16 protein-coding genes are annotated in these 22,786 nt (G+C 68.0%); 11 read left to right on the forward strand and 5 right to left on the reverse strand.

The genetic code is table 11. The features are described 5' to 3' along the window. Positions 1–38: 38 nt before the first annotated feature. On the reverse strand, positions 39–653 hold the full coding sequence (locus tag VXD91_RS00115; protein WP_346414305.1) for a TetR/AcrR family transcriptional regulator: 615 nt from the start codon (positions 651–653) through the stop codon (positions 39–41). A gap of 92 nt (positions 654–745) precedes the next feature. On the opposite strand from VXD91_RS00115, the gene VXD91_RS00120 reads away from it, so the two are divergent. From VXD91_RS00120 to VXD91_RS00140, 5 genes are read left to right on the forward strand one after another with little or no spacing between them, the layout of a single operon-like run. Then, positions 746–2,308, forward strand: a complete 1,563-nt coding sequence (locus VXD91_RS00120) for a carboxyl transferase domain-containing protein (RefSeq protein WP_346414306.1) — start codon at positions 746–748, stop codon at positions 2,306–2,308. A gap of 1 nt (position 2,309) precedes the next feature. Continuing rightward, the gene (locus VXD91_RS00125; protein WP_346414307.1) at positions 2,310–4,289 is read left to right on the forward strand and encodes an acetyl/propionyl/methylcrotonyl-CoA carboxylase subunit alpha; all 1,980 of its coding nucleotides are present in this window, start codon (positions 2,310–2,312) and stop codon (positions 4,287–4,289) included. Continuing rightward, positions 4,286–5,449 (forward strand): acyl-CoA dehydrogenase family protein, encoded by a 1,164-nt coding sequence (locus VXD91_RS00130; RefSeq protein ID WP_073696761.1) that lies wholly within the window; start codon positions 4,286–4,288, stop codon positions 5,447–5,449. The genes VXD91_RS00125 and VXD91_RS00130 overlap by 4 nt, the downstream gene beginning before the upstream one ends. Then, on the forward strand, positions 5,446–5,937 hold the full coding sequence (locus VXD91_RS00135; RefSeq protein WP_073696760.1) for a MaoC family dehydratase: 492 nt from the start codon (positions 5,446–5,448) through the stop codon (positions 5,935–5,937). Before VXD91_RS00130 ends, VXD91_RS00135 begins: the two co-directional genes overlap by 4 nt. Next, on the forward strand, positions 5,934–6,740 hold the full coding sequence (locus VXD91_RS00140; RefSeq protein WP_073696759.1) for a CoA ester lyase: 807 nt from the start codon (positions 5,934–5,936) through the stop codon (positions 6,738–6,740). Before VXD91_RS00135 ends, VXD91_RS00140 begins: the two co-directional genes overlap by 4 nt. Before the next feature lie 3 nt (positions 6,741–6,743). Here VXD91_RS00140 and VXD91_RS00145 read toward each other — a convergent pair whose 3' ends face one another. Together VXD91_RS00145 and VXD91_RS00150 are read right to left on the reverse strand one after the other, a co-directional pair. Beyond that, on the reverse strand, positions 6,744–7,421 hold the full coding sequence (locus tag VXD91_RS00145) for a LuxR C-terminal-related transcriptional regulator (RefSeq protein ID WP_212812369.1): 678 nt from the start codon (positions 7,419–7,421) through the stop codon (positions 6,744–6,746). After that, complete coding sequence (locus VXD91_RS00150) at positions 7,396–9,642, reverse strand: ATP-binding protein (RefSeq protein ID WP_346414308.1); 2,247 nt, start codon at positions 9,640–9,642, stop codon at positions 7,396–7,398. The genes VXD91_RS00145 and VXD91_RS00150 overlap by 26 nt, the downstream gene beginning before the upstream one ends. Positions 9,643–10,128: 486 nt before the next feature. Here VXD91_RS00150 and pdhA point away from each other — a divergent pair, with 486 nt between their 5' ends. The 3 genes from pdhA to VXD91_RS00165 are packed head-to-tail and all read left to right on the forward strand — an operon-like array spanning position 10,129 to position 13,497. Continuing rightward, positions 10,129–11,226, forward strand: a complete 1,098-nt coding sequence (pdhA, locus tag VXD91_RS00155) for a pyruvate dehydrogenase (acetyl-transferring) E1 component subunit alpha (RefSeq protein WP_346414309.1) — start codon at positions 10,129–10,131, stop codon at positions 11,224–11,226. Position 11,227: 1 nt separating this feature from the next. After that, on the forward strand, positions 11,228–12,283 hold the full coding sequence (locus VXD91_RS00160) for an alpha-ketoacid dehydrogenase subunit beta (RefSeq protein ID WP_346414310.1): 1,056 nt from the start codon (positions 11,228–11,230) through the stop codon (positions 12,281–12,283). Beyond that, positions 12,280–13,497 carry a dihydrolipoamide acetyltransferase family protein gene (locus VXD91_RS00165; RefSeq protein ID WP_346414311.1) on the forward strand — a complete coding sequence of 406 codons (1,218 nt, stop codon included), beginning with the start codon at positions 12,280–12,282 and terminating at the stop codon, positions 13,495–13,497. The genes VXD91_RS00160 and VXD91_RS00165 overlap by 4 nt, the downstream gene beginning before the upstream one ends. A 6-nt stretch (positions 13,498–13,503) precedes the next feature. Here the strand turns inward: VXD91_RS00165 and VXD91_RS00170 are convergent, their stop codons facing one another. After that, positions 13,504–14,256 (reverse strand): enoyl-CoA hydratase, encoded by a 753-nt coding sequence (locus VXD91_RS00170; RefSeq protein WP_346414312.1) that lies wholly within the window; start codon positions 14,254–14,256, stop codon positions 13,504–13,506. A 155-nt stretch (positions 14,257–14,411) separates the two neighbouring features. Between VXD91_RS00170 and VXD91_RS00175 the strand changes: the two genes are divergently transcribed. The 3 genes from VXD91_RS00175 to VXD91_RS00185 all read left to right on the forward strand — a co-directional run bounded on the left by VXD91_RS00175 (position 14,412) and on the right by VXD91_RS00185 (position 20,140). After that, the gene (locus VXD91_RS00175) at positions 14,412–15,041 is read left to right on the forward strand and encodes an MspA family porin (RefSeq protein ID WP_346414474.1); all 630 of its coding nucleotides are present in this window, start codon (positions 14,412–14,414) and stop codon (positions 15,039–15,041) included. Between the two features lie 190 nt (positions 15,042–15,231). After that, positions 15,232–19,665 carry a DUF4157 domain-containing protein gene (locus tag VXD91_RS00180; protein ID WP_346414313.1) on the forward strand — a complete coding sequence of 1,478 codons (4,434 nt, stop codon included), beginning with the start codon at positions 15,232–15,234 and terminating at the stop codon, positions 19,663–19,665. Positions 19,666–19,693: 28 nt separating this feature from the next. Beyond that, on the forward strand, positions 19,694–20,140 hold the full coding sequence (locus VXD91_RS00185; RefSeq protein WP_346414314.1) for a hypothetical protein: 447 nt from the start codon (positions 19,694–19,696) through the stop codon (positions 20,138–20,140). Here the strand turns inward: VXD91_RS00185 and VXD91_RS00190 are convergent. Next, the gene (locus VXD91_RS00190; protein WP_346414315.1) at positions 20,137–22,785 is read right to left on the reverse strand and encodes a hypothetical protein; all 2,649 of its coding nucleotides are present in this window, start codon (positions 22,783–22,785) and stop codon (positions 20,137–20,139) included. The genes VXD91_RS00185 and VXD91_RS00190 overlap by 4 nt on opposite strands. Between the last annotated feature and the right edge of the window lies 1 nt (position 22,786).

Here is a 22,786-nt window from a genome sequence, read left to right on the forward strand (position 1 = left end):
GCGGGTGAGGGGACGCGGTGACGTTGCGGCGGGTGCGTTCAGCGGTGCGGGGCCAGTGCCGCGACGGTCATGGCGCGCAGCACGGCGCGCGAGGATTCCTCCTGCTTGCGGGCGCCGCCCGCGGTGACGCTGTGCGGCGTCGAGTTCAGGAGCCCGAATGCGGCGTGCGCCATGGTGCGGGCGTCGGCTTCGCTGCGTGACGGGTCGAGCCGGCGCAGGACGTCCACCCAGATTTCGACGTACTGGCGCTGTGAGCGGCGCACCTGCCGTTTGGCGGCGTCGGGGAGGTTGTTGAGGTCGCGGTCCTGGATCCGGATCAGGTCGGATTCGCCGAGCGCGAAGTCGAGGTGGAACTCGATGAGGCTGTTGAGGGCGTCGGCGGGGTCGTCGCATTCGGCGACCACGGCACGTCCGCCGGCGTGCAGCCGGGCGCTGACGCTGACCAGTAGCTCGACCAGTAGCGCTTCCTTGTTGGGGAAGTGCCGGTAGATCGCGGGCCCGCTGATGCCGGCCGCGGCGCCGATGTCCTCGAGGCGGACGGCCAGGAAGCCGCGTTCGGCGAAGAGTCGTTCGGCGGCGGCGACGAGTTGGCCGCGCCGGTCGGATTTGGCTCGGCTACGCGGTGTTTCGGCGTCTGACGCTGATGCCGTCATCGACACCTCCAACCCGGTCTGGACATCTCAGTTAATGAAGACTAACATCGCGTTCGGTTATTCGCCATTAACTCAAGTGAAATGGAGCGACGATGTCGCCGAGCGTTTCCCAACGGGTATCGCATCGCGAGCAGCACCTGGCGCTGGTGGCCGAGCTCAAGGACAAGCTGGCCACCGCTGCCCTCGGGGGATCGGAGCGCTCCCGCGAGCGTCACGTCGGTCGCGGCAAGCTGCTGCCGCGCGACCGTGTCAACGGACTCCTCGACCCGGGCAGTCCGTTCCTGGAGATCGCACCGCTGGCCGCGGGCGGCATGTACGACGACGAATGCCCGGGAGCGGGCATGATCGCCGGCATCGGCCGGGTGTCGGGCCGCGAATGCATGATCGTCGCCAACGACGCGACGGTGAAAGGTGGCACGTACTACCCGATCACGGTCAAGAAGCACCTGCGGGCGCAGGAGATCGCCAGCCAGAACCAGCTGCCGTGCATCTACCTGGTCGACTCCGGCGGCGCGTTCCTGCCGCGCCAGGACGAGGTGTTCCCCGACCGCGAACACTTCGGCCGCATCTTCTTCAACCAGGCCAACATGTCGGCGCGCGGTATCCCGCAGATCGCCGCGGTGCTCGGCTCCTGCACCGCCGGCGGCGCGTACGTCCCCGCGATGAGTGACGAGGCCGTCATCGTCCGCAACCAGGGCACCATCTTCCTGGGCGGCCCACCGCTGGTGAAAGCTGCTACCGGAGAGGTGGTTTCGGCCGAGGACCTCGGTGGCGGCGACCTGCACTCCAAGGTCTCCGGCGTCACCGACCACCTGGCACACGACGACCGCGACGCGCTGCGCATCGTGCGCCGCATCGCGTCGACGTTCGGGCCGCGCGCGCAGGCGCCGTGGGACGTCGCCCCGACGGTGGACGCGGTGTGCGACCAGACCGAGCTCTACGACGTCGTACCGATCGACTCCAAGGTGCCGTACGACGTGCACGAGGTGATCACCCGTATCGTCGATGGCGGCGAATTCACCGAATTCAAAGCCGAATACGGCACCACGCTGGTCACCGGCTTCGCGCGCATCCACGGCCACCCGGTGGGCATCATCGCCAACAACGGCGTGCTGTTCGGTGAATCCGCCCAGAAGGGCGCGCATTTCATCGAACTGTGTGACAAGCGGTCGGTGCCGCTGCTGTTCCTGCAGAACATCTCCGGCTTCATGGTGGGCCGCGACTACGAGGCCGGCGGCATCGCCAAGCACGGCGCCAAGATGGTCACCGCGGTGGCGTGTGCCCGGGTGCCGAAGCTGACCGTCGTCATCGGCGGCTCGTACGGCGCAGGCAACTACTCGATGTGCGGCCGCGCGTACTCGCCGCGGTTCCTGTGGATGTGGCCCAACGCCCGCATCTCGGTGATGGGCGGCGAGCAGGCCGCCTCGGTGCTGGCCACCGTGCGCGGTGAACTGACGCCGGAGGAGGAAGAGGCCATCAAGGCCCCGATCCGCCAGCAGTACGAAGATCAGGGCAACCCCTACTACTCGACGGCCCGGCTCTGGGACGACGGCGTCATCGACCCGGCTGACACCAGAACCGTGGTGGGACTGGCTCTTTCAGTTGTCGCGCAGGCTCCGCTCGAGCCTGTGTCCTACGGCGTATTCAGGATGTGACATGAAAACCTTCAATACGGTCCTGGTCGCCAATCGTGGCGAGATCGCGGTCCGCGTCATCCGGACGTTGCGGGCCATGGGGATCCGTTCGGTCGCGGTGTTCAGCGACGCCGACGCCGGGGCCCGGCATGTCCTCGAGGCCGACGTCGCGGTGAACATCGGGCCGGCCCCGGCCCGGCAGAGCTACCTCAGCATCGAGGCCATCGTGAACGCGGCGCGGCGCACCGGCGCACAGGCCGTGCACCCGGGCTACGGATTCCTTTCCGAGAACGCCGAATTCGCCGCCGCCCTGCACGACGCGGGCATCGTCTTCATCGGGCCGCCGGCCAAAGCCATCGGCACCATGGGCGACAAGATCACCGCCAAGGCAGCGGTGTCGGCGTTCGGAGTGCCGGTGGTTCCGGGCATCTCGCGTCCGGGTCTCACCGACGAGGAGCTCATCGCCGGCGCCCCCGAGGTGGGGTTCCCGGTTCTGGTGAAGCCGTCCGCCGGTGGTGGCGGCAAGGGCATGCGCGTCGTGCATGCGGCGGCCGAGTTGCCGGCCGCGCTGGCCTCGGCCCGTCGCGAGGCCGCCTCGGCATTCGGCGACGACACCCTGTTCATCGAACGATTCGTGTTGAACCCCAGGCACATCGAGGTGCAGGTCGTCGCGGACAGCCACGGCAATGTCGTGCATCTCGGTGAGCGTGAGTGCAGTCTGCAGCGCCGGCACCAGAAGGTCATCGAAGAGGCGCCGTCGCCCGTACTGGATGAGGCGACGAGGGCCCGCATCGGTGCGGCCGCGTGCGACACCGCCCGCAGCGTCGACTACCGCGGCGCCGGCACCGTCGAGTTCATCGTCTCCGCCGACCGTCCCGACGAGTTCTTCTTCATGGAGATGAACACCCGTCTTCAGGTGGAACACCCGGTGACAGAACTGGTCACGGGCATCGACCTCGTCGAACTGCAGGTGCGGGTGGCGGCCGGAGAGGCCCTGCCGATGGCGCAGGACGACATCACGCTGACAGGCCACGCCATCGAGGCCCGCGTGTACGCCGAAGACCCGGCGCACGACTTCCTGCCCACGGGTGGCACCGTGTTGGCACTGGCCGAGCCCGCCGAAGCGCGGGTGGATTCCGGTATCCGGGCCGGTTCGGTGATCGGCAGCGACTACGACCCGATGCTGTCGAAAATCATTGCCTACGGGCCGGATCGGGAGTCGGCGCGGCGTGGCCTGGACCGGGTGCTGGCCGATACCGCCGTGCTGGGTGTCGGTACCAACATCGACTTCCTGCGCTTCCTGCTGGCCGACGAGGACGTCATCGCCGGGCGCCTCGACACCGGACTGCTGGACCGCCGCACGGGCGACTACGTCGCCGCGCAGGCCTGCGACGACGAGTTCATCGCCGCAGCCGCGTACCGCTGGCTACACAGCTGGGCCGACGCCGGCGAGCTGTGGGCCACCCCGACGGGCTGGCGGGTCGGCGAGCACGCACCGACCACCATCCGGCTGCGGGCCGGCGACCGGACCGACCACGTCCACCTCACCGGTACTCCCGCAGCCGCCACGGCACGCATCGAAGACGGCGAACCCCGCAGCGTCACAGCATCGTTGGACGGTGACCGGCTGATCGTCACCGTCGACGGCCTACGCACCGAATACCTGACCGCCGTCGAGGACCACCGGCTGTGGCTGGCCGGAGCCGGCCGCACGACCGTCATCGAGGACGTGCGTGAGGCGCCCGTCCGGGCCGACGACGAACACAGCGGCGACGCCGAGATCGTCAGTCCCATGCCCGGATCCGTCGTGGCCGTGGGCATAACGGACGGGTCGACGGTGAGTAGCGGTGACGTCGTCGTCACCGTCGAGGCCATGAAGATGGAACACGCGCTGTCGTCGCCGGTCGACGGCACCGTGGAATTACTTGTCGCCGTGGGCGATCAGGTCAAAGTGGGCCAGCCGCTGGCCCGGATTACCGCAGCAACCGAGGAGACCAAATGAGCGACTTCATTTCGACCGGCACCCTGCCGGACCACTATGCCGAACTGGCCAAGACGGTCCGGGAATTCGCGCAGACGGTCGTCGCGCCGGTGGCCGCGCAGCACGACAAGGACCACACCTTCCCGTACAAGGTCATCGACGGGATGGCCGAGATGGGCCTGTTCGGCCTGCCGTTCCCCGAGGAGTACGGCGGCATGGGCGGCGACTACTTCGCCCTCTGCCTGGCGCTGGAAGAACTCGGCAAGGTGGACCAGAGCGTCGCCATCACGCTGGAGGCCGGTGTCGGCCTGGGCGCGATGCCGGTGTACCGCTTCGGCACCGAGGCGCAGAAGCAGGAATGGCTGCCGCAGCTGGCCAGCGGAAAGGCCCTGGGCGCCTTCGGTTTGACCGAGGCCGGTGGCGGCAGTGACGCCGGTGCCACCAAGACCACCGCCAAGCTGGACGGCGACAGCTGGGTGATCAACGGCTCCAAGCAGTTCATCACCAACTCCGGCACCGACATCACGAAGCTGGTGACCGTCACGGCCGTGACCGGCGAACTGCCCGGTGGGCACAAGGAGATTTCGTCGATCCTGGTGCCGGTGCCGACGCCGGGCTTCACCGCCGAGCCCGCCTACGACAAGGTCGGCTGGAACGCCTCGGACACCCATCCGCTGAGCTTCGACGACGTGCGGGTGCCGGTCGAGAACCTGCTCGGCGAGCGCGGCCGCGGCTACGCCAACTTCCTGCGCATCCTCGACGAGGGCCGCATCGCGATCGCCGCGCTGTCCGTCGGTGTGGCGCAGGGCTGCGTCGACGAGTGCGTCAAGTACTCGAAGGAGCGGGAAGCGTTCGGCCGCAAGATCGGTGGCTACCAGGCCATCGCCTTCAAGATCGCCCGGATGGAGGCCCGCGCCCACGTGGCCCGCACCGCCTACTACGACGCCGCGGCGCTGATGCTGGCGGGCAAGCCGTTCAAGAAGGCAGCCTGCATCGCCAAGATGATCGCCAGCGAGGCCGCGATGGACAACGCCCGCGACGCCACCCAGGTGTTCGGTGGCTACGGCTTCATGAACGAGTACCCGGTCGCCCGGCACTACCGCGATTCGAAGATCCTCGAAATCGGTGAGGGCACAACTGAGGTTCAGCTCATGCTGATCGCGCGTGAGGCCGGGCTGTGACCGAGAAGCGGGTCATCGAGCAGCGCGGGCTCTGGTACGAGGAGTTCCAGCCGGGCGTCATCTACCAGCACCGGCCCGGCCGCACCATCACCGAGGCCGACAACGTCCTGTTCACCACGCTGACCATGAACACGCAGGCGCTGCACCTGGACGCCGCGTTCTCCGATGCGCTGCCGCCGTTCCATGCACGGCTGGTGAATTCGATGTTCACGCTGTCGACGCTCGTCGGCCTGTCGGTCGCCCAGCTGACCCAGGGCACGATCGTCGGCAACCTCGGTTTCTCCGACATCGCGTTCCCCAGGCCGCTCTTCCACGGTGACACGCTGTACGCCGAGTCCGAGGTGATCGAGAAGCGCGAGTCCAAGAGCCGGCCGGGGGAGGGCATCGTCACGTTCGCCCATACCGGTCGCAACCAGCACGGCGACATCGTCGCCACGGCGACACGCAAGACCATGGTCCGTAAGCGCCCCGCGGAGCAGCCGTCATGAGCTTGACCGCGCCGGGACCCGGCTGGCTGTTCTGCCCCGCGGACCGTCCTGAGCGGTTCCAAAAGGCCGCCGCCGCAGCAGATGTGGTGATCCTCGACCTGGAAGACGGCTGCGCCGCGAAGGACCGGCCGGCGGCTCGCCAGGCGCTCATCGACACCCCGCTGGACCCGGCGCGGACGGTGGTGCGTTTGAATCCGTCGGACACCGCCGATCACCCGCTCGATCTGGAGGCTTTGGCCAAGACGCCGTACACCACGGTGATGCTCGCCAAAACCGAGTCGGCCGAACAGGTTCGGGCGCTCGCGCCGCTCGACGTCGTGGTGCTGGTGGAGACGCCGCGCGGTGCGCTCGCCGTCACCGAGACCGCCCGCGTCGAGAACACCTACGCCGTCATGTGGGGCGCCGAGGACCTGTTCGCGGTGCTGGGCGGCACCGCGAACCGCCGGCCCGACGACAGCTACCGCGATGTGGCCAAGCACGTCCGGTCGCAATCGCTGTTGGCCGCCAAGGCTTTCGGCAAGCTCGCGCTGGACTCGGTGTACCTCGACATCAAGAACCTGGACGGCCTGCGGGCCGAGGTCGACGACGCCGTGGCCGTCGGTTTCGACGCCAAGGTGGCCATCCACCCGACACAGGTCGCGGTCATCCGGAACGGCTACGCGCCGACCGAGAAGGAGATCGCCTGGGCGCGTGCGGTACTCGATGCCGCGACCCGCGAGCGCGGCGTGTTCCAGTACGACGGTCTGATGGTCGACATGCCGGTGCTCCGCCGCGCCGAACGCATCGTCGCCCTGGCGCCGTAGGAGCTACAGGTCCTCGACGCTGAGGATGCCGTCTTGCACGGCACGGGCGACCAGTTGGGCCTTGGTGGCCGCCGGGCGCCCCGCGGCGGCGTACTTGGCGCGAACGCGTTGCAGGTGGGTCCGGACGGTGGTCGGCGCGAGGTGCAGGCGCTTGGCGACGATGTCCTTGCTCTCGGTCTGAAACCAGGCCTTGAGCACTTCACGTTCGCGCTTGGTGAGCCCGGGCCGGCCGGAGTCGGTGTCCGAGCAGATGGCCGCGGCCATGCGGGGACCGACGTACGGCTCGTGGGTGCTGGCCGCGCGGATGGCCTCGATGAGGTGGCCCTGGCCTTCGCTCTTGGCCAGATAGGTGACCACCCCGATGGCCAGGCAACGCAGGATCACCTCGGAGTTCTCGAGGTGCGAGTAGACGATCACCGCGTGTCCCGCGTCCACGATGGCGGCGACCGCATCGAAATCGGGCTGGCGACTGCGCAGTTCGAGATCCAGGATGACCGCGGCCAGCTGGTGGTCGGCCTTGGGGTAGACCGCCAGGAACGACTCGGCGTCGAGATGGTCGGATGCGACGCGGATGGGTGGGTCGGCCTGGGCGCACCATGCCGAGACGCCGGTGTGGATGACGTCGTGGTCATCGACAACGGCGATGGCCAGAGGCTCAGATGGGTTGGCCGGCGCGGACATGATCGGTCGGTCTTTCTGGGAGTGGGTGGCGCACGGTGATCCACACCGTGTCATCGAGGGTGGTCAGGTCGAATTCATCTTCGTCGTCGACACTGGATTTCGTCGGCAAATCGGCGTGCTCAGCCCGCTGACACATGACGCTGAGTTCGACTGCCGCCGTTTCGGCGGCGACGGTGATGCGGGCCGGCGAGGCGGCTGCGTGGAGAATTTGGTCGATGAGCCGGGCCAACCGCCGGGCAGTGGGGACATCCATGGCCGGCGGTGTGCCCTGGACGTCCACGGAAACGGCCAGGCCGCGATTCTGGGCGGCGTCGATGCGTGGGCGCAGTTCGCGAAGCAGTACGTGCTCGAAGCTCGAGGACTGGTCGAAAAGGGTACGCAGCCGCTGGTATTCGAGTTGTGCGCGGCGCCGTGTCTCGGCATCGACCGGTTCTCCGTCGGCAAGGGTCGACAGCAGCGGCTGGATGGTGGCGGCGAGGTCCGCGTAGCGGCGGTCGTATTCCTCCTGCACGGCGTCGGCGATGTGTGCTGCCGCAGTCAGGCGCATGTGACTTTCGGTCTCGGCGGAAGCGGCTGCGGCAGAACGCCGGATCATGTCGGCGACGACCAGAGCACACAGTTGGGCGACGAGGACACTCGCCGTGTCGTATCCGAGGTCGACGACGGTGTGGACCGACGGATTCCGAATGATCGCGTAGACGGCGGGGACGACCCAGCACCACACCAGGACACCAACGGCGTAGCGCAGCTGGACACTGAGCAGCAGCGGCAGCACACACCAGCCGATCGCGCCTTGTGCCCACTGCAGCCGGGGGTCGAGGTCTTTGATCGGCATCGAGATCGACTGCACCAGCGCAACAACGACGAGGATCATGATGCCGAAACGTGCCCGCGGATAGGCCCGGCCCATGACCCGGGGGATCGCGGACAGCGTCGCCGCCGTCGTCACGACGATGAGGGACCACTGCAGATACGGGTATGCCGCGAACTTCAGGGATGAGGGCACGGTCACCAGCAGGTTGGCCAGGCCGTAGGCAACCAGTGCCAGTCCGTAGCCCATGTGTGCCCGCTCGATGAGCCGCTCCGGGTCCGGCGCTGGGTCGGCACTGGCCGGTATTGATGTGGGCCAACGCAATTCGACCGTGGTGCCCTGCCCGGGCTGCGTGATGATCTCCGCGACACCGCCGAGCTGCTGCATGCGGGCGATGATCGAGTCTGCGATGCCGTGCCCCCGCGTCGGCCGGGTCAGATCGAATCCATGCCCGTCGTCGGCGATCTGGATCCGGCCGAGATGCACGGTGATGGTGACCGCCGTGGCGCCGGAATGCCGGTCGATGTTGGTCAGAGCTTCGCGCGCGGCGGCCGCGATGGTCGCCGCCGTCGCGCCGTCCACCCACATCGCGGTCACCCCGGCATAACTCACGGGCGTCGTGGTGTGGGTAGCGTGATCACGCAGGGCGGCAACGAGATCGGCCGGCGGCGCGGGCGTGTGCGATGTCTCGGTGAACACGCGGAGGTCGCGCTGTGCCTGGGCGGCGACGCGCTCGGGTGACAAGGCGGTGCCGGTACCCACCATCAGCAGGGTCGAGGCGACGGTGTCATGGAGCAGCCGCATCTGCTCGCGGTCGTAGTCGCGCACGGCGGCGTTGACCTTCTGGCGGAGCTCGACAGCCAGCCGCTCGGCGCGGGCGACGTCGACCCTTTCGGCCACGTGCACCGTCAAGAAGCGGATCAGCGTCGATGCCACCCACAGCAAGGCGAAGTAGTAGACGTTGACCCATTGGTCGCTGTCGTGGACCCCGCCGACCGACGCCGCGCCGGCGGCGAGCGCGGCAACGACGCCTGCGGTCATCGCCGTGTTCAGCAGCGGTTCGAACACCGTGAAGCTCGCGATGGCCGTACCGGCGATCGCGATCGGCGCGCAGGTCGACGGGCACGCCCGGTCGTCGGCAGCCGCGACAGGCAGGACCAGGCAGGCGGCGAGCGTGACGGCGTAGTCGATCGCGAGAATGCGGGGCGTTGCGGAGCGGGTCAGCAACCGGTACAGCGACCAGGCGCCGGCCAGACCGGCGAACGCGACGCCGGCCAGGCTGATGCGCGGCGCCGAGACCAGCACCACGACGTACACCACCAATGCCCCGCCGTGCCGCATGAACAGGCTGACCCGCATCGCGTGCTGGAGGAAGTTGCGGCGTGCCGCGCCTGTGCCGGTGTCAAACATGATGGGACTGCCGTACGTGTGCGGTCAGGGTGCGGGCGCGGCTAAAGCTCGGGCGACGTTGGGGCCGGCGCGGTTCGGACGTCTCATCGGTTTCTCGCTTCCGGCACTGCCACGTTGATGATGCGATGGTTGTAGCACGCGGCAACGACAGACTTCGGGCCGATTCGCGTGTCACCAGCGCAAATAACAACGAATTCATACGTTCGGGCTACAAGTTGGCCGTATTGCCACCGGCCCGCACCGGCCCGACCGGCGACTGCGACACGTCTTCAGTCTGTTACCTGCGATAACCGCGGCCGGCCGGTCTTCGGGCGCATAATGGCGGTGATGCCCCAGCACTGCGGCGAGCAGAGCGGATCATCCGACTGGTGCCACACCCCGGCATCGGCCGGCGACCCTCACCACCTGAGGGGTTGCCCTGGTCGCCACCGCGCTGAGCTTCTCGCGGACTGACGGCCGAACATGCCGTCACCGAAAGGAGGCGGTATGGCTGACGTGACGGTCCCTGGCCTGGACAACCGGGTGGACCTCGAGCCCGTGCAACTCGTCGCGCCCGACGGCGCGCCCACCTCCGACGCGCGATATCGCCGCGACCTGCCGCCCGAGACGCTGGGCTGGCTGTACGAAGAGATGGTCGTCACCCGTGACCTCGACGTCGAATTCGTCAATCTGCAGCGCCAGGGTGAACTGGCGCTGTTCGCCTCGTGCCGCGGTCAGGAAGCCGCGCAGGTGGGTGCGGCAGCCTGTCTGCGCAAGACCGACTGGCTGTTCCCGCAGTACCGGGAACTCGGCGCCCTGCTGGTCCGCGGCATCACGCCGGCCCAGATCAGTGCGGTGTGGCGGGGCCGCTGGCACGGCGGCCTGGGCTTCACCGAAAAGCACTGCGCGCCACTGTCGATCGACATCGGCTCGCACGGCCTGCACGCGGTCGGCGCGGCGATGGCGGCGCAGCGGCTCGGTGAGGACTCGGTGACCGTGGCGTTCATCGGCGACGGCGGCACGTCCGAAGGCGACATGCACGAAGCGCTCAACTTCGCGGCCGTCACGTCGGCGCCGTGCGTGTTCTTCGTGCAGAACAATCAGTGGGCCATCTCGGTGCCGGTGCGCCGGCAGCAGGCGGGACCGTCGATCGCGCACCGCGCCATCGGCTACGGCATGCCCGGCATCCGGGTGGACGGCAACGACGTGCTGGCCTGCTACGCGGTGATGTCCGAGGCGGCGCAGCGCGCCCGCGCGGGTGACGGGCCGACGCTGATCGAGGCCGTCACGTACCGGATGGGGCCGCACACCACCTCCGATGATCCGACCCGCTACCGCGACCCCGACGAGCTGAAGCACTGGGAGGCACGCGATCCCATCACGCGCTACAGGACGTACCTGGAGCGCGTCGGGGTGTGGACGCCCCGGCTGCAGCAGCACGTCGAGAACCGCTCCCGGCGGCTACGCGCCGAACTGCGCGAGGCGGTGCTGACGGCACCGGACTTCGACGTCGCGGACATGTTCGACAGCGTCTACGCCGACATCACACCCGAACTGGCCCGGCAGCGCGACGCGTTGCTGGCCGAATTGGATTGGGAGGGTTGACATGACGCAGCTCATCGAGCGGCCGTCGTGGTCCGGTGACGCCGAGCCCGACGAGCCGGGGCGGCCGGCGGGGAAAACCGCCACGGCCACCACATTGTCGATGGTGCAGGCCATCAACCGCGCGCTTCGCGACGCCATGGCCGCCGACGAGCGCGTGCTGGTGTTCGGTGAGGACGTCGCACAGTTGGGCGGGGTGTTCCGCGTCACCGACGGGCTGCACGAAACCTTCGGGGAAACAAGGTGTTTCGACACGCCACTGGCCGAGTCCGCCATCGTCGGCATCGCGATCGGCATGGCGATCCGGGGCCTGGTGCCGGTACCCGAGATCCAGTTCGACGGGTTCGCGGCCCCGGCGTTCGACCAGATCGTCAGCCACCTTGCGAAGTACCGGATGCGTACCCATGGCGATGTCGACATGCCGGTGACCATCCGCATCCCGTCGTTCGGCGGTATCGGCGCGGTGGAACACCATTCGGAGTCGACCGAGTCGTACTGGCTGCACACTGCCGGGCTGAAGGTCGTCATCCCGTCGACGCCGTCGGACGCCTACTGGCTGCTGCGCGAGGCCATCTCGTCCCGCGACCCGGTGATCTTCCTGGAGCCCAAACGCCGGTACTGGACCAAGGGTGAGCTGGACACCAGTCGGCCGGCGCCACCCATCGGGCAGGCCGCGGTGCGGCGCACCGGGCGCGACGTCACCGTCATCACCTACGGTTCGCTCGTCGACACCGCATTGGCCGCCGCGGATCTCGCCGACGGCCACGATCTGGAGGTCATCGACCTGCGGTCGCTGAACCCGCTCGACTTCGACACCATCGCGGCATCGATCCGCAAGACCGGACGCGCGGTGGTCATGCACGAGGGGCCGCGCACCCTGGGGTTCGGCGCCGAACTGGCTGCCCGGATCTCCGAAGAACTCTTCTATGACCTGGAGGCACCCGTGTTGCGCGCCACCGGATTCGACACGCCGTATCCGCCGGCCCGGCTGGAGAAACTGTGGCTGCCCGGTGTCGACCGGCTGCTGGACTGCGTGCACAAGGCGATGAGCCAGCCATGACCGCGACACACGACTTCCTGGTCCCCGACCTGGGTGAGGGATTGGAAGACGCCACCATCACGTCGTGGGCCGTGGCGGTGGGGGACACCGTCGAACTCAATCAGGTGTTGTGCACCGTCGAGACCAACAAGGCGGCCGTGGAGATCCCCAGCCCGTACGCCGGCGTGGTGACCGAACTCGGTGGGGCAGAAGGGCAGACGCTCGCGGTGGGCGCCGTGCTGGTCCGCATCGCCACCGACGCGCCGGCGGCCGCAGAGCCGGCCGAGCCGAAAGCCGAGGAGCCGAAAGTCGAAGCGCCCGAGTCCGATGAGCCGAAAGCCACGTCGCCACAACGCAAACCCGTGCTCGTGGGCTACGGCGCGGACGCCGATCTCGATACCACGCGCCGCCGGCCCCGGGCCAAGCCGCGGGTGCGCAAGCTGGCGGCCGACCTGAACGTCGACCTGACCGGGGTGGCGCCGTCGGGCCCGAACGGCATCGTCACGCGGCAGGACGTGCTGGCCTCGGCGCACCAGACCGGCGACACCGACTTCGTTCCCGTCAGCGGCGTGCAGGCCGAGATGGCGCGCCGGATGTTGATGTCACGCAAGGAGATACCGGACGCGCACGCATCGGTTCAGGTCGACTGCACCGAGTTGCTGCGGGTTCGCGACACCCTGGCCGGTGCCGATGCCACCGTCACACCGTTCGTGCTGATGCTGCGGCTGCTGACCATCGCGCTGCGGCACCACCGCGAGTTCAACGCCACCTGGGTGCCGGCCGAACACGGCGCGAGCGTGCACCTCCACGAGTCGGTGCACCTCGGCATCGGCGTCGCGACATCGCGTGGGCTGCTGGTGCCGGTGGTCCGGGACGCCGAGCGACTCTCCACCCGCGACCTGGCCTGGGCGGTGGACGGACTGATCCGTTCCGCCCGGGACGGCACGCTGAAACCCGTTGAACTGCATGGCTCGACGTTCACCGTGTCGAACTTCGGCGCGCTGGGTCTGGACGAAGGCGTCCCCGTCATCAACTATCCGGAGGCGGCGATCCTCGGCATGGGGACACTCAAACCGCGGGCCGTCGTACGTGATGGCGAGGTGGTGGCGCGACCGACCATGACACTCACCTGCGCCTTCGACCATCGGATCGCCGACGGCGCCGGGGCGGCCGCCTTCCTCGGCGAATTGCGGGCGCTCATCGAGGCGCCCGAACTCGCGCTCCTCGACGCCTAGAGCTGATCAGCGCTGCTTGGCGGCAGCCAGGCGGGCGGCGAATTCCGGTGACTCGATCGACGCCGCCTGCGGGACGATCTCGATGTCGACCGCCTTCGCGTGCTGCTCGTGGTCCAGGACGCCGGGATGGTCCGTCGCGCGCATCGAGGCCTTGGTCGCCAGCACCACCTCACGCGGCGCCGCCGCCGGACCGGCGGCCAACGCCAACGCCGCGGCGACGGGATCGTCGGCGACCTCGATCGCCAGGCCGTGCCGCACGGCGGCGTCGGCGTCGAACTTCATGCCGAACAACAGCGCCGCCCGCGCCGCCTGCGGACCGATGGCCCGCTGCAGCATCCAGGTCGCGCCGCCGCCCGGGTGAATCCCGAGCTTCTGGAACCGTGGGTCGAAGACCGCCCCGGGCCCGGCGATCCGGACATCGGCGGCGAGCGCGAGGTTGAGCCCGGCACCGACGGCCGGGCCGTTCACCGCGGCGATGGTCGGCAGCGTGCAGTCGGCCACCGCGAGGAAGCCGTCGTAGATGACCCGCAGGCCGTTGACCGTCGCGGCGCCGAGCGCGGTCAGGTCGGCGCCGGCGCAGAACGCCTTCCCGGCGCCGGTCACGACCACGGCGTGCACGCCATGGTCGGCCTCAGCGGCGTTGATCGCGGCCCGCAGGCCGGCGGACATCTCCGCGGTCACCGCATTGCGGCGGTCGGGATCGTTGACCGTGATGAGCGCGACGCGGTCGATGACCTGCGTCAGTACGAGATCGGACACCGCCTCAGCCTATGGCTTGTGTTTCGACTCACGTGAGTCAAAACCTTTACCCACGGCTGTATCTGCGAAACAACTGTGTGATTCCTTTGGCTATGCAGGTTGAGAGGCGTACGGAGTTCATGTTGAAGCGTTTTGCTGTGGTTGCTGCTGTGGGCATGGTGCTCCCGTTCGGGGCAGCGACCGCTGCGTACGCCGACCCTGCGCCTGTCGGTGACGAGGGCCCGCCGCCGGACACCGGTGTGGTGGCGTCGGAAGAACCGGCGACGGTCACGACGCCCGACGGCTGGGTGCTCACCGTCGTTGCCAAGAACGAGACCGAACTGCCCGTCGCACCGCTCACCACCGCGGTCAGCTCGCGTGAATACCTGGTGGGCGGCACGTTCACGGGGACCGTGACCGGCAAGGGCAAGACCACCCTCAACGGCGGCACGCTGGAGGCCGGCTACCAGATCGGTTGCGGTATCGAGCTGGGCCAGGTGCGTCTGGTCGGGTCGATCGGTATCGCCACCTCCGGGTCGACGCTGGCCGGCCTGCTGCCCACCGGTGTCAGCGTCCCGATGTCGGGCACCATCGAAATCCACCCGAAGCCGGGCACCGTGACCCAGGTGCCGGTCGACAAGAAGACCTTCAAGTCGGCGCCGGTGCGCATCACGCTCAAGGACACCCACGTCAAGGTCGACGGTTGCGTCGGTCAGTCGTTCCTGCGGTCGTACGCGGTGCTGACCAGCTCCACCTCCGACACCGACGACATCGTCGCCTACTACGGCGTCACGAAGTCCGTCTGAGCCACCGCCTAAACGGCATTCGAGCAATGGGGTTCTCGAAATTGCCCTGCAGGAATGCCGTTTCGGCGTCTGGGTGCCGACGATGTGCGTCCGCGGCGAACAATTGGCCCGATATCGGCTCGTAGAGCAGCGAATTCGGGGATAATTTTCCCGAGGTACCGTCTGGGACGGACCAGAGCTGGGGGCCCGTATGGGTGAGCTGACGATGGCCGCGCCGGCGCCGGCGCACCAGCATCAATCAAAGGCGCCAGCGATCCCGCGGCGGCTGCTGTCCGAACCAGGTGACCCCGCCGAACGCCGCGCCACAGCGCGGGCAGCCGATGCACAGGGATGTGCGTCTGATCGTGCCGGCGCGCCTGGTTCGGGCGTTCCGCGGCCCCGGTTGCATCCGTACCTACCGGCGGGCACCCCGACCGCGATCGCTGCTCGCGCGGGTTACGGCCGGCCGCTGGCGGCGGAACAGGCGACCCACCTTGGTCAGGTCCTCGATGCCGACTTTCGCCATGTCCGTATCCACACCGACGACCACGCCGCGGAGTTGGCATCGTCGGTGCGGGCACACGCGTTCACCATCGGCAGTCACATCTTTTTCGGCAGCGGCGAGTACCGGCCCGACACCGTGTCCGGCGCGCGGTTGCTCAATCACGAGCTGGCACACGTCGCGGACGCCATGCCAGGACCGGCCCGGGTGTTCCGTGACGTCATCGTCGATATCGGCGAGCCGACGATCGTCGGTCAACCCGACCCCAATGCCGCCACGAAACCGGAGGACCTGCCGTGGGAGCGGCTCCAGGTGATCGCGACCGGGATGGACGACGCCGCGAAGGCGTTGGCGGCGTTTGCCGGGACCAAGACTCCGTGGGTCTACGTCGGTCTGCATCCGAAGTTCGTGAAGGTCTACGGGACCAACGGCTCGTCTTTGGGGCCGAAGGTGCCGGTGAAGCCTGACGTCAAGGTCACCTTCTACCCGGGCGTGTACGAGCTCGCGGCTGACGGTTCGCTGACGGCGCTGCAGGTTCGCGGCGACGACTACGACCATATTCGGCATGAGATGGATGCAGAGGGCCATGAGGTCCGAAGCGTCATCGGGCAGCGGCAGCTGACTGCGGAGGAACAGAAGAAGGCGCTCGAGGAACGGCAGAAGGCCGCCGACCAGACCGATCCGAAGAGCGCCCCCGCCGCGCCCGCACCCCCCGCCAAAGTGGAGAACGTCGACCTGTTGGGGATGCTGTCTGCGCCGGACCAGGTGCGCGACATGATCGCGAAGGTGCCCGGGGCGCGCGTGATCTATTTCGTGCCGAAGTATCTGGTCACGGGTGGTAGCGGCAAGGGCACCGGTACGGTGCCGTCGGTGTACCGCAGCCCGATCGAAGGTCGCGGCGACGGCAAGGCGCCGAACGCGCCGCCGTGGCCGGTCACCGTCGAAGGACCGAAGTTGGTGACCGTCGACTCGGACCCGACCTTCACTGCCAAGGTGCAGTGGTCCGCCAACGGCAATTACAGCTTCGCCTCCCAGGTCATCACACAGGTCGGCAACGATATTCGGTACCGGTGGGAGAAGTTCGACATCACCGAGTACGCCAAGGCGCAAATCAAGAAAGATCCGTCGCACGCCGCCGCCGACGCCAATGCCGCGCCGGAGAAGACCCTCAACGAGCGCATCGATGAATTCACCCATGCCAAGGCCGGCGCCGGCACCGACGTCACCGGGATGGGCGGTGCCAACCGGGAATTCAGCCGCGAGTTCGAGGACTGGTGGAAGGACACCAAGCGGGCCAACAAGCGACTGGGCGCTTCCGGCGGCTCGACGGTCGCTGAGCGGCTCAACAGCGACGTCGCCAACCTGACCACCATCTCATTGGCTCCGGTGTCCCTGCTGGTCACGGCGCTGGGCGCATCGCTGAAATGGCTGGCCGAATTGTTCGGTCAACCCACCGAACAACAAGAGGTGCCGCTGAAGGAAAAAGGCATCTTCCTCATCAGAACCATCGCGACGCCGGCGATCCGCGAGGACAGCGAGGGCAAGGAAGTCATCAGGCCGCCGGCCGTCGCCGGGCACGTCGTCGAGGTCACCGACATGACCACCGCGCTCAACGAGGCGCTGGACGAACCCGCGGCGCAACTTGCCGAACTGCAGGCCCAGATCGACATCGCCCGGAAAGAGGGCAACCAGTCGAAGCTCGAATACCTCGAAAGCCTCATGCAGAAGGCGAAGATGAACCTGACCGGTTCGCCGCTGGACGTGCTGACCGCTCGGCGCAAGGCCAAGAACGACGAACTGGAGAAGTTCCGTCACGACTACCCCTCGCTGTCGGATTACACGTTGAGCCACGACGTCGAGACGCTCGACCGGCTGATCAGCTTGTACAACCGCTACGAGGACAAGCGCACCGCCGGGGCCAGCACCGCCCTGCCGCCGTCGGTCCGGGTCAACGCCGCACTGATCTCCGAGGTCAGCGGCCAGCAGTACCCACTCCTGCTGGCCGCCGGACCGATGCCCAAGGACGGCGACGACTACCGCTGGCTGATCAACGACGTGACCAACATCGACGGCGCGGGCGCGTACGAAGGTCGCGGCGCCACCCCCAGCAAGGCCTTCCAGGCCGCGCTGGACAAATTCGGGGGGAAGGCGTCCTACGGACGCGGCAGCATCGCGGTTCGCACTGCCGGCCTCGGCTTGGAAGCTGACGCGCCGCCCACGATGAACGCCGAGAGCGCACCGGTGGACTGGGCGGTGGCAGAGAAGCGCATCGACGACCTGGTGACAGTGCTGGCCGCGATCGGGCTCGTCGTGGCTTCGGCCGGCACCGCGGCAGCGTTGATCGGCGCGGCCGCCGCGGCAGCACGGCTCATTCAGAAATGGGAAGCCGGCAAGCTGTATTTGGACGCCTCGACCGTCAGCGACGTCCTCGGGCTGCTGGGCGGTATGGGTGCTGCGGGGCAGCTGGTGGCTGGATTCCGGGTGGCCAAGTTCGGTCGTGCCTTCACCATCTTGGAGGAAGCCGGCGCGACCGAGTCAAAGCTGGCAGAAGCTGCCAAGGCGGTCGAGGGCGCCGAGTCGCTGGTCAAGGGCGCCGAGTTGGCCAACAAGGTCATCGGCGGCGCGGGCGTCATCTGGGGCGACGTGACCTTCATCGACCAGATGATGACCATCAGCGCGCAGGAGGAATCCGGCGCGATGACGCACGCCGAAGCGCGGCGGCAGCGCGCGTCCGCGATCTCGTCGGCGGTACAGAACAACGGCATGTTCATTGCCGGCGAGGCGATCGGGGCCCGGGCCAAAGCCAAGGCCAACGACGCGGCGGCGGCCAAAAGCGGCACGCCCGCACCCGCACACTCCGAAACCGAATCGGGTGGCGCCCCGAAGCCGGGCGAGAGCCGGTCCACCGGCACCCCCGACCGCGGCGCGGGCGTCCTCGACATCAAACCGCCGGTGCCGGAATCCGACCCGAACGCCGGCCACGAAGCGCCCAAACCGTCGGAGCCCGAGAAGCGGGCCGGTCCCGACGAGAAGGACAAATCCGACACCAAACCCACCGACCCGGCCGCCACCACCAAGCCGATCGGCGAGCGGCGAGCTACCACCCAGGAGCTGCGGGAGGCGCTGCCGCACGACCTACGCGACCTGATGGTCATCGACCCGACCCTCGAGGGCGATTTCGTGCAGGCCGACTGGGATCCCGATCCGGACACGGGGCTGGTCACCAACATCCGGCTGCGGGTGAGCCCGGATGCGTTGCCGTCGACGGTGCGGATGCACGCCGACACCCTGCGCACGATGCAGAAGTACCAGGGGTTCTCCGGACGGGTTCGGTTGGCGCTCAAGTGGATTGCCGATCTGATCGGTAAGAAGACGTTGGACCCGACCAACAAGCCGCTGTTCGACGCCCAGCTGGAAGTGCAGAAGCTGAACAAGCTGATCGCCGACCACATGAACGCGATGAAGGCGATGGAGCCCCACGCGCGCACCGACGCGGAGGCCAAACTCGACAGCCTGGAGCAACAGCTGGCCGAGCACCAGGGCGCGCTGGACATCGGCGACCTGACGCCAAGCAGCGGCGTGGCGCAGCGCGATGTGGCCCCGCGCAACCGCAAGAAGTACAACGAGCTGCTGACGGAACTGCGCAAACACGAGGCGGGCAGCGACGAACACAAGCGAATCCGTCGGGAGATGTACGAGCTCACCGGCGGAACCAAGCCACTTGCAGTGTGGGAGGCCATCTACTACAGCAACGTCGACAAGGCCAACAAAGCCAACAAGATCGTCGAAGCCGAGCGGGTTCGGGGGAAGTGGGCCGAAAGCGAGAAAACGATCAACGACCTACCGGATGACCTGGGTACCCGGCGGGTTGATCTGTTCAACCCGCCAAAGGAGGGCGCCGAGGTCAAGGCCTACGAAGGCGGAACCGTCTACGCGAGTGAGGACATCATCGCCGAAGTCGCCGCGGACCGGCACCTGGTCAAACGCCGGCGGTGGTCGATGACGTGGATTTTCATCGATTGCGAGCCGAGCGGTCCGCTGAAGAAGATGCTCGGCGACGCCGGGATCACGATCGAACTGCGCGGCCCGCACTCTTCGGGGGCGAAACTGCTGAATCGCATCCCGCCGCCGGTAACCCGCTGACCGACAGGGCGGTGCGACAATCGTTGGTGTGAACCTGGCGCCGTTCCGCATGCATTCGCGTGATGAATTCCAGACCTGGCTGGCCATGGATCTGGAGGTGCGCGACGAGCTCTACGCGATGGTGGGCGAAGAACTCGACGTGGACGTCGCGTCGCTGGACCGGCTGGAAGCCTTCCTGCTGCAGCGCTATCCGTCAGCCGACGCGATCATGACGCTCGATCAGCGCCCTGTCGCCGACGCGGCGGCCCGTCACGTCGGCCTGGTGCTGTTGCTCAACGTCGACGACGCGGTCTGGGACATCGATCTCGACCATCCCGACAACGTCTATTACCGGCTGCCCATCATCGTCTTCCGCGGCGGCGAACAGGAATGCCCGTTGCTCATGGTGTTGGCGTGCCTGCAACGGCGCACCGGCGAAGAGCTGCGCCTCGTGGTCGAGAACTACCAGGAGGACTACAACGTCGACGGTGACTAGGGCACGCACCGCTCATGCTGGTACGGGAAAGGGTACGGCTGCAGTGCCGGTCCGATCCCACCGGAATTGAGGACGTCACTGACGTAGCGCAGCCGCGTCCCGCCGGTCGAGGCTCCCGTCTGGGTGACCCGGACACCGCAGCGAAAGCCACCGGTGAGACTGAGCCCCCGCACACTGAGCCACGGACCGACCTGGCCGAAGATGCGTACCGCGTCGACCGGGGTGGCGGCGAACTGCGCGACGTCGGTGCTGCCACCGATCCGCACCAGTGACGCGCTGTTGTCGTGGAGGGTGAGCCGGTTGACGCTGCCGACGTAGATCGCGTGCCGGGACCGGTTCCAGTAGAACGGAATGACGCATCGGACGACATTGCGGCTGATGGTCACCTCACCGGCGTTGATGGTGCCGCCGTCGGCGGAGCCGAGTCCGATGTGGATGCCCTCGATCGCGCCTGCGACCAGATTGTCATGGACGCGCACCAGATCAGCGGTGGCACCCGCCACGACGATGCCCTGGGCCATGGCCCGAGACTGTCGGGAGATGCCGGCGAAGAACCGGCTGTTGGCCACCGACAGTGCCAACGAGTCGGGAGCCTGGATCGCCCGGCGGACGAATTTGTTCAGGCCCTGACTCGGGGTGAGCCTGTTCAGGGCTTTCGCGCCGATCAGGGTACTGAACTGCTCGGCGATGTGATGGAGCTGCGGCGGGCCGGACATCGAGAAGCTCGCTCCGTTGGGCAGCCGAACGATCCGAGCGGCTCGGACGTCGGCACCCGCGGGACCCGCGGCCGCAGGTGGCCGCTCGGCTTCCGCGGCCGGCATCTCGACCTTCGCGCTGATGTACCGGCCGAGTTCGCGGGCCAACAGCGGGAGCAGCACGTCGGTGCGGCGGTCGGGGGCGGGCGCGATCCGAAGCTCATTGCCGTCGACGGTGGTCTCGTCGCTGGAGACGACCAGAATGCCGATCTGCTGGTCGCCCACATGCAGTCGGTTGTCGGTGAAATGGTTCCGGCGATTGTCCCGCTTGTCCGAAGGGGCGGTATAGATCGCGGACTGGGTCCGACGCACGTTGTCCGGACAGACCAGTTCGCAGTCGCGCACGGTGACATCGGTGCACCCGAGGAAGGCCAACGTGCCGAATAATCGCGGCCCGCCGATCCGCCCGGCGGTATTGGCGCCTGTGCCGGCCTCGGCGCGGATGCGCTCGACGGTGACGTCCGTGCAGTCCATGAACTGGAGCACCGATTCGTGTCCGCGGATGGAGATAACGGTGGCAGGGCCGACGCCCGTCACCACGATGCGATGTTTGTCGCTGATGGTCACCGGCTCGTCCAGCACGTAGCGGCCGGCGGCCAGGCACAATTCACCGCCGTCATCGGGCAGCGTGTCGGCAGCGGCTTGCAGGTCGTCGCCAGGAAAGGCGGTCACCGTGCAGGTGCACGCCTGGGTGACGGTGAGCGGGTTGAAGGTCGGCCGGCAGTCGGAGATCACCGTTTTCGTCGACAGATCGACGACCGCCAGTGGCGTGATGTGGTGCACGGTGCCATCGGGCGCCGCGTCAGTCAGCGTTTCCACTGCGTCAGCAGCGCTGCCCCGGATCCGCGCCGCCCACCAGTCGCCGGCCAGATACTGGCCCGGCCGGGCGGTGAACGCGACGCCCACGTCGCCACCGTGCCATGTGGCCGATACCTGGCCGGCTGCGCCGACAACCTGGCCGTCCCACCTGCGCAGGCACAACCCCGAGGGGGCGCCGACGACAGTGGTGGGGGCCGACAGCGTCACCACGTCCCCTGCGGTGCCCGGGTTGACCGCGACGGCGGTGAACAGCGGCCCGTTGTCTTTGCGGTCCAGACGCCTGACCAGCGTGCTGACCTCGACCAGATCATTGGGCACAAAGGTGATCGACGGCGACGGCATCAGCGTCGCCGTTGTGCCCGCGACAACGGCAGAGACGGCGGCCGAACCGTTCTCGTAGGACCATGCGAAGCGCGCCGTGGACTCTGAGCCCGAGTCGAGCACTTCGACGCGCAACAGACCGTCGGGCAATTTGCCGCGCGGATCGTCGGGCGGTGCACACGGATCGGCCGGCACTGCGGGCGCGGTGCGCATGACATCGAGGCGGCCGGTGCTGAGCGCCGCCGGGAGCACCGCTGATGCGCCGGCACATGTGGACGCGGGTGAGGGTGTGACGCGCACCCGCCACGCGACCCTGGTGCGCGTCGTCGTGTCGACCCCGTCCATCGCCGGGTCGACGAGTTCGCCCGGATCCTCGGCAGGCTGCAGTTCCTGCACGACGGCATCCAGATACACCGCCGCGACGCCGGCTTGAGGCAGGGCGGGGATCGATTCTTGCGCCGTGTAGGCGATCGATGCCGGGTTCACGGCGCGCAGCCCGCCGATCCACATCGACCCGGCGCCGATCTGCAGGCTGCCGCCCGCGTCGAATGTGATCTCGAAGGCGGTGCTGCCCTCGGCGACACCGGCTTCGCCGATGACGGCGGCGGCCAGGCCGGCGCGTTCCCGTTCGGCGGCGTCGATGTTGAGATTCCAGTCGCCGTCCAGGAGTACCCGGCCCTGCTGCATTTTCGTCGCGAGCCACTGTGGTCCGTTGGGACGCAGGGGCACCGAGGTGTAGTCGCCGCTCACG

This window comes from Mycobacterium sp. SM3041, from assembly GCF_039668335.1.
In the GTDB taxonomy this organism is placed as follows: Bacteria; Actinomycetota; Actinomycetes; order Mycobacteriales; family Mycobacteriaceae; genus Mycobacterium.